An 11,943-nucleotide genomic window follows, 5' to 3' on the forward strand; every position below is an offset into this window, starting at 1 on the left:
TGCACTAGGCTGGTCATATCCACCCCGATGTGCGCCTCCATGTCAAAGTGCCACTGATTAACCTTTCTTGGTCTAGTACATCTCGGAATGCCACGTGCCCGTCACGTTCCTGATGAAACCACCCACCTCGATGATCGCCGCATCCATGATCGTGCCCTTGCGTACCATCATCCCCTGATCGGCCAGCAACAGGTTGACTGCCTCCAAAGCGTCGAATCGAGGTATTGTCATAGAGCACTTCTTCCATGTATATCTAATAATTTACGTGTACCCAAGACGCCGTTATACATAAGCACATCGATGATCGACAGCGATGACTGCAGGGACCGATGCGGTTGCCCATAAACGACCTCCGTGGCAGGCATCGACGTTAGTCGAATCCCATGGGCCCTAAACTTGCTTTCATCCAGTAACGCAAAACCACCTGCTGGATTGATCAGCTCGGTCGCCCCAAACGCCAGTGCGTGTACCAATGGCCAATCACCCGGCCCATCTACAGCAGAATAATCAAAAGAGAATTCTGAAGATACGACAATATCAGTATCTATAGTCAGTAGATCGCAAATTTGCCTAATCAATCGGCAATTTAGATGGCCGATGGTTTCGTCCTCAGCCTCTGCCAATAACGAATCTACAAAGCCATATATTTCGTCAAAATACGGAGCCGACACCTTGTACACACCAAGCTGCTTCAGGATCTTACTATGCCAATTGGTGTCTGTGGCGATCTGTACATCCTTGATCGCCGTCCGTCGTGCATGACGTATGACCGGTACAATAATATATCGCCAAGTTCCATCATTCATCAGGATACGATTACGGTTGACCCAACCCTGGCGCATGTATTGTGCCTCATCGAACAGCACAAAAACATCCGCTGAATGAATCAATCTCCAATAGCCAATATAAGGAAAAAAATAAGGCTGCATGCCGGCCAAGCGTGTCATAGACTACCCTGCTGTCGGATAATGTAAATAATGCGTTCCACGTCTGATTGAGACAAATCAGGGTATATTGGCAAACACAATATTTCATTGGCAACCTGTTGCGCCACAGGCAGCGCATCAGGGTGTGCTGACGGCAAATCCGCATACACTGTAGAATCGCTGATCAACGGATAGAAATAGCGTCGCGCACGTATACCCTCCTGGAGCAACACCTCGAAGAGTTGATCCCTAGTCAGCGGATAACCTGATCGTACGCGTATCGGAAAATACGCATAATTAGGCTTACAGCCATGTCTCCATTCGTAACACTCGATTGATCTTACATCCGCGAGGCCTTTCCGATACGCCGTATCCATCCGCTGGCGACTAACGATAGATTGCTCAACTAGGTTCAATTGAGCCAACCCTAGTGCAGCATTGAATTCGCTCATCTTTCCGTTCAAGCCCAAGGCTCCCACAGTACCATCGTTCATGATGCCGAAATTCTTGAGCCTATCGATCTTTTCCTTCATGTGTCTGCTGCGGCAAACCACAGCTCCACCTTCGAAAGTATTGAAAACCTTGGTCGCGTGAAAGCTCAATACAGATACATCACCGTACGCGAATAGATTGCGATGAGCCATCTTGACGCCGAAAGCGTGCGCTGCGTCGTAGATCACCTTCAATCCGTGTTTTTTGGCTAATCCGTCAATTGCCTCGACGTCACACGGCTGTCCATATACATGAACCGGCATGATCGCCACGGTATTAGCGCTAATCGCTGACTCAATACAATCTGGATTGATGTTCAAGGTATGCTCATCAACATCCACAAACACTGGCCGCAGGTGATTCCACATCAGCGAATGCGCAGTGGCCACAAATGAAAACGGTGTCGTGATGACTTCACCAGACAAATCCAATGCACGCAAAGCCACAATCAGGCCAACGGTACAGTTCGTGAATAGTGAAACATGCTCTACGCCCAGATACTGGGATAAGGCATCTTCGAATTGTTCATGAAATTCTCCGCCATTTGTCAGATTTCTGGATGCCCACATTTTTTTCAATGCGGGCATTAATGCCTCCAGAGGCGGGAGAACAGGCTGAGTCACATGTATGACTGGTTGCTTTTTCATTTTAAATCTGCCCTGAAATCCAACCTATGGCAAACACTAAAATAACACATTCGCAGGATACTATCTGACTCGACATTCCATGATCGCCCACTTACCAGCGCGATCAGGATCGCTCGTGGCTAAGCCGAACGGCGCGATATGATTGAGCCGCAAATCCGCATCGTCTTCTATTAACATGCGATATTCTTCCGCTGTTCTTTCTCTGCCGCCCGTTAGCAACAGCATAGAATAATCATTCGCAATTGTTGCAGGGGATTCTTTCACACGTCTGGGCAAAATCTCTTCGATCAGAATCAGCGTACTGCCCTTCCCCATGGATTGTCTGCAATGACGCAATATGACCTTCGAACGCTCGTCGTCCCAATCATGGATAATATTTGACAATATATATAAATCACCACCCTGTGGATAGGGACCATCAAACAGATCCCCCTCTGTAACTCTTATTCTTCGTTCTAAACCAGCGTCGGCAATACGTATTCGAGCCTCGCTGATTACGCCAGGCGCGTCAAATAAAGTCGCCTGTGCACAGCGGCTTTCAGAAAGAATCGCGATCAGAAGAGCGGCATTGCCACCACCTATATCAACGATATGCTCAAATCTAGAAAAATCATAGGTTTTCCGTATCCCAGAAATACGACGATGAACTGAATCCTGCATAAGTCCGTTGAAATACCTAGACAAGTCGGAATGCTGACTCAAGTAGCTGAAATAATCGAGCCCAAACACATGGTCGAAGGCGGGCTGACCAGTTTTAAGCGAATGATAAGCAGACGCTGAAGCAGGATAATGGATTGCGCCAAGGTACAGTATACGATCACGCATCGATTCCGGGTGATCTGCGCGTAGTATACGACCGACCTCCGTAAGCTGGAAACGGCCATCATCGGTTTCCCCAAGCAGGTTCAAGACTACCATCATGCGCATGAAACGCCGTAATGCAACTGGATCAAGCTGAAGATGCTGAGCCAGTTCGCCCGAGTCACAAGGAGTCGAACCAATACCGTCAGCAACTCCAGCCAAAACTGCCGTATGCAATACTTGTGTCATGACAAACCCACCGGCCATACGACGAATAGCGTCCTGCGGTGCCTCTGCTGACCCCGTAACGCCCTGGCCAGAAGGCTTCATAGGTACTTCAGATATAGCCATTACTTATTCTCGCAAACTGATATGCACTGAAATTTACTATATCGCCGGATTTCAAAATACTTAACCATTCTGCCCTTGCACGTCATTCCAATGACTGAACACTTCCTCATAAACTGCCAAATACTGCGGCACCACCACCCCCTGCGCCCACCGCCGCACAGCCCGCTCGCGCGCGGCATGCCCCAGTCGCGCGCGCCGGGCCGAATCACCGAGCACCCACTGGATGCCCTGGGCCAGATCACCGGTATCGTAGGGTTTGGCCAGGTAGCCGGTTTCCTGGTGCACCACCACGTCAGGCAGGCCGGTGCAGTCGAATGCGACCACTGGACAACCGCAGCTCTGGGCTTCCGTGCCTGATTGCGGCAGATTTTCCTGTCGCGATGGCACCACCATGACGTCTGCTGCACTATACGCCAGGGCGAGCGATGCGTCGTCATGCAAGGGGCCCAGCCAATGCAACGGCACCCCCAGCTGGGGCGGTTCGGCGGGCTCACTCTGGCCGAAGATCACGCACTCGACCCCCGGCATACGATGCCCCAGCTCGATCAGCGCTGTCTCCAGCAAATCCCAGCCCTTGTTCGGATCCCGGCCGCCGCCAATAGCGCCGAACATGATCAGAAGCGAATCAGGTGGCAGGCCCAATATCCCCCGCGCAAAGGTTTTGGGCCACGGCCGGAAACGTTCGACGTCCAGGACATTGGGGATCACGTGCACTGGCCAGCCCTGCATCAGCGCACTGTCGCGCACGCAGCGAGCCAGCCACTGACTCGGCGTCACGATCGGGATGGGCCGGCGCCAGGCCCGTTTCTTGCGTGCCCAGACCCAGCGGTCCAGATCGGGCCAACGCACCCCGGCGGGCTTGTTGTCCTGCCAATAGCCAACCCGCCAGCGCACGCCTTCATGGTCGGGCGCCAAATGCGCAGCCCCTCCAAAGGCCCACATGTCATGCAGCGTCCAGACGTGCGGCTTGTGAATCGCACCGATTTCGCGGATCGACAGGCACTCGCCCCCCACCCAGTGCAGATTGACCACGTCGACCTCACCCAGCGCACGCCTGGACAGAATACCGGACGGCAGGACGTTATACGATTGATACACCGCATCGGGCCTATGCTGCAATCGGGTGATCAGCCGGCCCACACGAGGCCGCAAGCCATTGAAAAACGTCGAGACCCACCCGCTTGGGCCCATGGTACGCCAATCGTCCCCCTCTTTGATCACGACCCGCATGGCACTCTCGTGCTGCGTCATCGCCAGCGCCCTATCCAGGCGCCAAGCTGCCCGGGCCGCCCCACCTGCACGATCGTAGGTCGATACATGAAGGATCTTCATGACCGCCCCAAACGGCGCGACAGCCAGTGCCGGGCCGACTGCTTGAGGTAGCCGCCAGCCGTGTAGCCCTCGTGCACGTATACCCGGGGCAGGGCATGCAGATGGCGCCCGTGCATCGGGAACACATTGCCAAACCGTGTCGTGGTGGCGGTCTTGTAACCGGCACGGGCCGCGAGCTGGAATTCTCTGGCGCCGGCTTCGGCCACGCCCCCGAACGGATAGCAAAAATGCTCGACCGGCCGGCCGATCTGCTGCTCGATGGCCTGCCGGCTGCCCGCGATCTCGTCGTAGGCCGCTGTTTCCGATAGCTCTGCCAGGACGGGGTGCGTGATGGTATGTGAACCGATCGTCACCAGGGGGTCATCGGCCAGCGTGCGGACCTGCGACCAATCCAGGGCATGCGCGGCGCACAGTGCGGCCCAGTCTACGTCGCCTGCCGACCCCATGACCTTTTCGTAAGCCGCCTGCCCCGACAGGCCCGGCTGATGCATAATGTCGTGGCGCACGGCCATGAAGGCCGCCTGGCGCTCGGCCGCCGTGCGGCAAGGCAGCACCTGCCCGCTGGCCAGGGGCAGATCGGTGCAGTCACGGATCCTGGCCTCTAGCGCATACCACCACAGAATCGCCTGCCGGTCGGGAAACGAGGTCGCCAGATAGATGGTGAACGGCACGCCATGTTTCTTGAGAATGGGATAGGCCAGTTCGAAATTGTCGACATAGCCATCGTCAAAGGTGAGCACGTACCGGCGCGGCGACCGCCGGGCCGCCTGTGCTTCCTGTGCACCGCCCGCTGGCGCCTGGCCGGGCGCCACGGCGTCGTGCAGCTCGGCCAGGCTGACGAAGCGATCACCACGGGCCAGCACCGTGCGGATCAGCCGTTCGAGCCACTGCGGCGTCACCACCAGCGTATCATTGGGCGCAAACCCACCCGCCACCCGCGGACCCACCCGATGCAGCATCAGGATCGCCCCCAGGCCGAGCAGCGGATTCATCATTCGCCCGAAGCTCATTTTTGCACCCTGGCACACACAACGATCTGATAGTCAGGGTCCTGATATGCGAAAACACCCGGATCATGCACCTCTTCGGCCGCCAGCCCCTGCAGGAACATGCTGGCCGCCGCTACATTGCCGTACGTAACCACCTGGATGCGGCTCTCGTCGAAACAAGCTGATAGCAGCCGTCTCAGGGAAAGATCCGTGAATCGCCAGTAATCGCCCCAGCGGTCGTAGTCGTAGCGGGAGATCTGGCTAATCCCAGACACCGTGATCAGCGCATGACCGCCCGGCCGCAACAGGGCATGAATGGAGGCCACAGCCACGCGCACGTCGAAGATGAAGGACAGTGTCTGCGTACAGATCAGAGCATCGAACCGGCTGACCGGCACGGAATCGGGCTGCGCCAAGTCGCAGCGCACGATGCGCGCACCCTGCGCATCCCGTTCATCCGACTGCCCGAATGACCTACCATCCCCAGGCCCCGGGTATTTCAGCACGTACGGCACATGCCCTGGCGCTCCAAAACGCGCGGTGTAGGTGCTTTCTTCAATTTCGAGGCAATCGCCGCGGATCACCTGCCGTTGGGCGTCAAGGAACTGCTCTATATAGACCCGGTCGATGGGCTGCCCCCGATCCAGCCCGAACTTCCGAGAAACCGGCTGCAGGCTGGCCGGATGCACCAGGTCGAGCTGCCGTCGGCGATGCCAATGGCCAAGCCGTTGGAGTGCGGATTTCAACCTGTAAAATGACACCGTAGCCTCTTTCGCATTACACCAGCCCAACGGCTGTAAACCAAAACCCCTCCACTGCGCATGCTCAGCGTCCCATTTTGCGATAATGCACAATAAACCGGGTCGCGAACAGCAATAGCTGCAAAAACCGATTGTGCCCCAGGGCAATCAATATCCTGCATTTTTCACTCATCACCCCCAATGCATTAGCCCCACTTGCACCGGCCTGGGAAAACACGCCGGCCACAAAGGGTTCGTTGGCCACCTGGGCCCCTCCCCGAATGGCCTGCAGTAAAAACAGGCTATCGGCCGCAATGGGATACTGATTAGAATAATAGCCATAGCGCTCGTGCAGTGCCGTACGAATCGCCAGGCTCACCGAATGGTTACCCACATAGGCCAGCTCGGCGTAGAGCCATTCCCAGGGCCGCTTGCGCACTTGGATCCGCTGCTTGCCCGAACATGCCACAGCCGCCACCAAATCCGCCCCGGTGCGCGCGCAGGCTTCACGAAAATAGCGGATAGCATTGGGGTCGAGCTGGTCGTCGGCCCCCACCACCAGGTAGTATTGCCCGCGAGCCATGCGGATGGCCCGATTGAGCGCATCGTAAATACCAAAATCGCGGCGCGAATCCACGCGCACATCCAGCGTGCGGGCGGCCTCTTCCAGATACATCAAAGTATCGTCGGTCGACGCCCCATCGGCTACCACCCATTCGAAATCCGGGTCGGTCTGAGCCTGCAACGACGCGATCAGATCCGGTAAAACGGCTGCGACATTGAAGGTGGCGGTGACAACCGTGAAGCGCGGGCCAGCCCGCTTAGCGGGCGCGCCCGACACCAGGCGGGTATCGTCAGATGCGCCCATAGCGGTCTTCCAGACGCACAATGTCATCCTCACCCAGATACGCGCCCGACTGCACTTCGATCAGTTCAAGCGGAATCACCCCAGGGTTTTCCAGGCAGTGCACCTGCCCGATGGGGATGTAGGTAGACTGGTTCTCGCTCACCAGATAGGTTTTGTCACCGTTGGTGACCTGCGCCGTACCACTGACCACCACCCAGTGCTCGGCCCGGTGGTGGTGCTTTTGCACCGACAGCCTGCCCCCGGGTTTGACCGTGATCTTTTTGACCTGATAGCGAGTACCACTGCCGATTGAGTCGAAATGCCCCCAGGGACGGAACTCTTCGCGATGGCGCACGTGCTCGTCGCGGCCTGCATCCTGCAGCTGCCGCACAATGGCCTTGACGTCCTGCACCCTGTCCTTGTGCGCCACGAGCACCGCGTCGCGGGTTTCCACCACCACGAGGTCGCGAACCCCCACCAAGGCCACCAGGCGCTGTTCGGCGCGCACCAGCGTACTCTGCACATCGTGCACCAGGACATCCCCCTGCAGCTGATTGCCTTGCGCATCCGCTGGCTGTACCTGGGCCAGGGCAGACCAGGCCCCCAGGTCGTTCCAACCGACATCCATGGCCACCACAGCGGCATCCGTAGTATGTTCCATGACGGCGTAATCGATGGATTCGGACGGGCAGGCCTCGAAGGCCTCTTGTGCCAGGCGGATGAAATCCAGATCAGTGGTACGCGTCGCCCACGCCCGACGACAGGCCTCGAGCATACCCGGACGGCTGGCTTGCAGGGCCTGCAGGTAACGGCTTGCCCGAAAGAGGAACATGCCGCTGTTCCAGTAATATTCACCCGTATCCAGATACGCCTGGGCCGTGGCAGCATCAGGCTTCTCGACAAACTGGCGCACCCGCCAGCCGGCACCGGCTGGTGCGCCACGGCGGATGTAGCCATAGCCTGTTTCGGCATGATCTGGCACGATACCGAAAGTCACCAGCCGGCCTTCTTGGGCCAGGGCCCTGGCGGCCCGCACCGCCGCCTGCCAGGCGGACACATCGAGCACCAGATGATCGGCCGCCAACACCAGCAGCAGCGGGTCATTGCCCCCGTCTAAAGCCATCAGGGCGGCCAACGCAATCGCCGGTGCCGTATTGCGCCCGCACGGCTCGAGCAGCAGCTGGCCTTGGCCCAGGCCGATCTCGTGCATTTGCTCGGCGGCCAGGAAGCGGTGTTTTTCATTGCACACCAACAGCGGCGCCCCGCAGTCTAGCCCCTGCAGGCGCAGCAGCGTCTGCTGCAGCAGCGTCTGCCGCCCCCCTGGTAATGGCAGGAACTGTTTGGGTTTGTACTCGCGCGACAGCGGCCACAGGCGGGTACCGGCCCCCCCCGCCAGAATGACAGGCCACATCGCTTCGCCCGATGCGGCCACCGTCTCTGTGTGCGTTGCCGCAGCCGCGGTCAAAACGGCCGTCTGCCCGTGCGGCTTGGCGGCACTGCCAGCCGGCATGATGGACGACGTCATCAATCTGCCCCCCTATAGGCCCCCAGATGGGCCAGAAACCATGTATAAGTACGCTTCAGACCCTCTGCCAGCGAAATCTGCGGCTGCCAGCCCAAGGCCTTGATGTGGGAAATATCCAACAGCTTGCGCGGCGTACCCTCAGGCTGGGTCGGGTCGAAGACCAGGCGCCCCGTATAACCGACCACCTGCGCCAGCAAGGCAGCCAGCTCGGCAATCGAGACGTCTGTACCACTGCCCAGGTTGACATGTGAAAGCTGATCGTGACCAGGCTGCCAATATGCCTCGGGCGCCAAACCCATGATATGCACACAGCCAGCGGCCATGTCGTCCACATGCAGAAATTCACGCCTGGGCCGCCCGCTGCCCCACACCACCGCTTCCGGGCGGCCCTGCACGCGCGCCTCGTGGAAGCGGCGCATGAGCGCCGGGATCACATGGCTGTCATGCGCATGAAAGTTGTCGCCTTCCCCATACAGATTGGTGGGCATGACGCTGCGATAGTCGCGCCCATGCTGGCGATGAAACGATTCGCACAGCTTGATGCCGGCGATCTTGGCCACCGCATAGGGCTCGTTGGTGGGCTCCAGCGGGCCTGCCAGCAAAGCCGATTCTTGCATGGGCTGATCGGCCAGCCTGGGGTAGATGCACGAAGAACCTAAAAACAACAGTTTCTGTACCCCCGCCTGGTGAGCCGCCTGAATTACATTGCACTGCATCATCAGATTTTCGTAGATGAAATCGGCCGGTCGGGTATTGTTGGCGTGGATGCCCCCCACCCGTGCCGCCGCCAGGTAGACCTCGTCGATCTGATGACAGGCAAAAAATTGCCGTACCGCCGCCTGATCGAGCAAATCCAATTCGGCGCGCGGCGCCGTCACCAGCGTACGCCCGCCCTGCGCCTGCAGGCGCCGCACCAGCGCTGAGCCCACCATGCCCCGATGCCCAGCGACATACACGCGCGGTGCGGATCCGGCCGCTTGTTCTGACTGCGGATGTGCTGCCATGTCGTTCAGCTTTCCTTGGGAACGTCCACCACATAACCATGCTGCTTCAGCAGGGCGAGACGCTGCGCCTGCCGAAGATCATGGGCCGTCATCTCGGCCACCATGTCGTCGAGAGAGATCTCAGGGGTCCAACCCAACTGTCGGCGCGCCTTGCCAGGGTCTCCCAGCAAGGCATCGACCTCGGTCGGCCGAAAGTAACGGGGATCGACCGCCACGATCACATCCCCCGGCTTCACCGCCGGCGCCTTCTCGCCATGCACCTGCTCGACAACCCCTATTTCTTCGACCCCCACCCCCTCGAAGCGCAGCCCCAACCCCAGCTGGGCCGCTGCTTTGAGAATGAAATCGCGCACCGAGCACTGCACCCCCGTGGCGATCACATAGTCATCCGGCTGCGCCTGTTGCAGCATCAGCCACTGCATGCGTACATAGTCGCGCGCATGGCCCCAATCGCGCAAGGCATCGAGATTGCCCAGGTACAGGCAGGCCTGGAGCCCCTGCGCGATATGCGCCAGGCCGCGCGTAATCTTGCGCGTCACAAAAGTTTCACCCCGTCTAGGGGATTCGTGATTGAACAGAATGCCGTTGCAGGCATATAGGCCATAGGCCTCTCGGTAATTGATTGTGATCCAGTACGCGTACAGTTTCGCTACGGCATAGGGGCTGCGCGGATAGAACGGCGTGGTTTCGCGCTGCGGGGTCTCTTGTACCAAACCATAGAGCTCGGACGAAGACGCCTGATAAAACCGCGTGGACTTCTCCATCCCCAGGAAACGAATGCCTTCGAGCAGGCGCAACGTACCCAGGGCATCCACATCGGCAGTGTACTCGGGCGACTCGAAGCTGACCGCCACATGCGACTGCGCCGCAAGGTTATAGACCTCGTCGGGCCGCACCTGCGCCAGAATGCGAATCAAATTGGATGAATCGGTCAGATCGCCATAGTGCAGGATCAGCCTGCGCCCGGACTCATGCGGATCCTGGTACAGATGATCGATACGCTGCGTATTGAATGACGACGCCCGACGCTTGAGGCCATGCACTTCGTATCCCTTAGCCAGAAGGAACTCGGCCAGATACGAACCGTCCTGCCCCGTGATACCCGTGATCAAGGCTTTTTTGCGGTGTTCGGCGATGCTGATATCTTGCATGCATATACTCTTGGCTGGTTATCTATTTTCGATGAAGCGGGCAATCTACAACCGCGCATCTTCAGGGATGGACCGCTCCATGATCAGGTCGCGTTGCGCCCGATCATAAACGAAAAAGGGCTCGTACTGATTTAGTGGATCACGTTCGGGATTTCGGTAGGCCAGCAACATTAAAATCGCCAGGACGCCAATGCACCCGGCAATGAAAAAAGAGCGCTCGCCATCCGACTTGCCGGTAAGAACCACGCTGAACAGCAAAGGATGCACCGCCAACAGTGCCCAACTGATCCTTGAGACATGGATCCCGAAGGGCAGCGCGGCCGAATAAAGCAGTATCCCCAGAAAAAAACAATTGAAGAGATAGCCATGGTTGGCATCCACGGCAATCTTTTTTCGGTTGAGCAGAAAATAAATGAAAACACAGCACATCAAAGCATATATCTTGTAGCCGCTATCCGACAGCTGGTATTCGAAATAATAGGAATACCAGCCCGTCCAAGTCGACACCTGGCGGATCATCGATGACCCCAGAACCAGCGCAAGTGACCACAACAGGATATAAAGCCGCACATCCAGCAGCCGCGCCAGGTGTTTGCGCAACAAAACAAGCGGAATCAGTATGATGACCGACGCATGAAACAGGGCCGCCAGCAACATCAACCCCAAAGACCACAAAAGATTCCGGCCGATCTGGCTGGCCACGTACACAAAGATGGCAATGGCCACGAATTGCCGCACGACGCCCAGGCTATCCAAAAATGCCATGGGCAGGCACAAGAAGGAAAAAATCCCAATCTGGCTCAGGCGATGGGCTTGGCAATACCGGTTGAACGCAAGATAATAAAACAAGACGACCAATGCGCTGGAAAGCACAAAAAAGACTGCTGGATCCGTTGCGTCGCCCAGGCCCATCAATACGCGCGACAATGGTTCAAACCGATCCACATCACCGGATTGGATGAAATGATAGTAAACGGGATAATCATACCCGGCATTGAACCGCAAGCTGGAAAACACAAACAGCGCAAGAAAGCTCAACGACAACTGGACCCGCGTCGCGAGCCTCAGATAGTGGACGTACAGCAAATAAACCAGCAGCAGAAGGTAATACACCATTGCTTTTTTACCGAATACTCAC

Annotated in this window: 12 protein-coding genes; all 12 read right to left on the reverse strand. The window is 57.5% G+C overall.

The window, feature by feature from the left end; all coding sequences use genetic code 11:
* Positions 1-72: 72 nt before the first annotated feature.
* The 12 genes from WCZ84_RS08770 to WCZ84_RS08825 all read right to left on the reverse strand — a co-directional run bounded on the left by WCZ84_RS08770 (position 73) and on the right by WCZ84_RS08825 (position 11,843).
* Entirely contained in the window at positions 73-231 is a 159-nt protein-coding gene (locus WCZ84_RS08770; RefSeq protein ID WP_372685890.1) for a hypothetical protein, read from the reverse strand.
* Positions 228-947 (reverse strand): WbqC family protein, encoded by a 720-nt coding sequence (locus WCZ84_RS08775; protein ID WP_372685891.1) that lies wholly within the window; start codon positions 945-947, stop codon positions 228-230. The genes WCZ84_RS08770 and WCZ84_RS08775 overlap by 4 nt, the downstream gene beginning before the upstream one ends.
* Positions 944-2,065 (reverse strand): DegT/DnrJ/EryC1/StrS family aminotransferase, encoded by a 1,122-nt coding sequence (locus WCZ84_RS08780; protein WP_372685892.1) that lies wholly within the window; start codon positions 2,063-2,065, stop codon positions 944-946. The genes WCZ84_RS08775 and WCZ84_RS08780 overlap by 4 nt, the downstream gene beginning before the upstream one ends.
* A gap of 60 nt (positions 2,066-2,125) precedes the next feature.
* Positions 2,126-3,217: a methyltransferase gene (locus tag WCZ84_RS08785; RefSeq protein WP_372685893.1), complete on the reverse strand. Its 1,092-nt coding sequence runs from the start codon at positions 3,215-3,217 to the stop codon at positions 2,126-2,128.
* A 60-nt stretch (positions 3,218-3,277) separates the two neighbouring features.
* Positions 3,278-4,549 carry a glycosyltransferase gene (locus WCZ84_RS08790; RefSeq protein WP_372685894.1) on the reverse strand — a complete coding sequence of 424 codons (1,272 nt, stop codon included), beginning with the start codon at positions 4,547-4,549 and terminating at the stop codon, positions 3,278-3,280.
* A complete protein-coding gene (locus tag WCZ84_RS08795; protein WP_372685895.1) occupies positions 4,546-5,559 on the reverse strand; it encodes a polysaccharide deacetylase family protein in 1,014 nt (337 codons plus the stop codon). Before WCZ84_RS08795 ends, WCZ84_RS08790 begins: the two co-directional genes overlap by 4 nt.
* A complete protein-coding gene (locus WCZ84_RS08800; protein WP_372685896.1) occupies positions 5,556-6,284 on the reverse strand; it encodes a methyltransferase domain-containing protein in 729 nt (242 codons plus the stop codon). Before WCZ84_RS08800 ends, WCZ84_RS08795 begins: the two co-directional genes overlap by 4 nt.
* A 79-nt stretch (positions 6,285-6,363) precedes the next feature.
* On the reverse strand, positions 6,364-7,146 hold the full coding sequence (locus WCZ84_RS08805) for a glycosyltransferase (RefSeq protein WP_372685897.1): 783 nt from the start codon (positions 7,144-7,146) through the stop codon (positions 6,364-6,366).
* Positions 7,133-8,536, reverse strand: coding sequence for a mannose-1-phosphate guanylyltransferase/mannose-6-phosphate isomerase (locus tag WCZ84_RS08810; protein WP_372685904.1), 1,404 nt, complete (start codon positions 8,534-8,536; stop codon positions 7,133-7,135). Before WCZ84_RS08810 ends, WCZ84_RS08805 begins: the two co-directional genes overlap by 14 nt.
* A 113-nt stretch (positions 8,537-8,649) precedes the next feature.
* A complete protein-coding gene (locus WCZ84_RS08815; protein ID WP_372685898.1) occupies positions 8,650-9,654 on the reverse strand; it encodes a GDP-L-fucose synthase family protein in 1,005 nt (334 codons plus the stop codon).
* Positions 9,655-9,659: 5 nt separating this feature from the next.
* Entirely contained in the window at positions 9,660-10,805 is a 1,146-nt protein-coding gene (gene gmd, locus WCZ84_RS08820; protein ID WP_372685899.1) for a GDP-mannose 4,6-dehydratase, read from the reverse strand.
* 45 nt (positions 10,806-10,850) lie between these two features.
* Positions 10,851-11,843 (reverse strand): EpsG family protein, encoded by a 993-nt coding sequence (locus WCZ84_RS08825; protein ID WP_372685900.1) that lies wholly within the window; start codon positions 11,841-11,843, stop codon positions 10,851-10,853.
* Positions 11,844-11,943: the final 100 nt, after the last annotated feature.

Origin of the sequence: Castellaniella sp., assembly GCF_041675725.1 — a bacterium.
Taxonomy (GTDB): Bacteria; Pseudomonadota; Gammaproteobacteria; order Burkholderiales; family Burkholderiaceae_B; genus Castellaniella.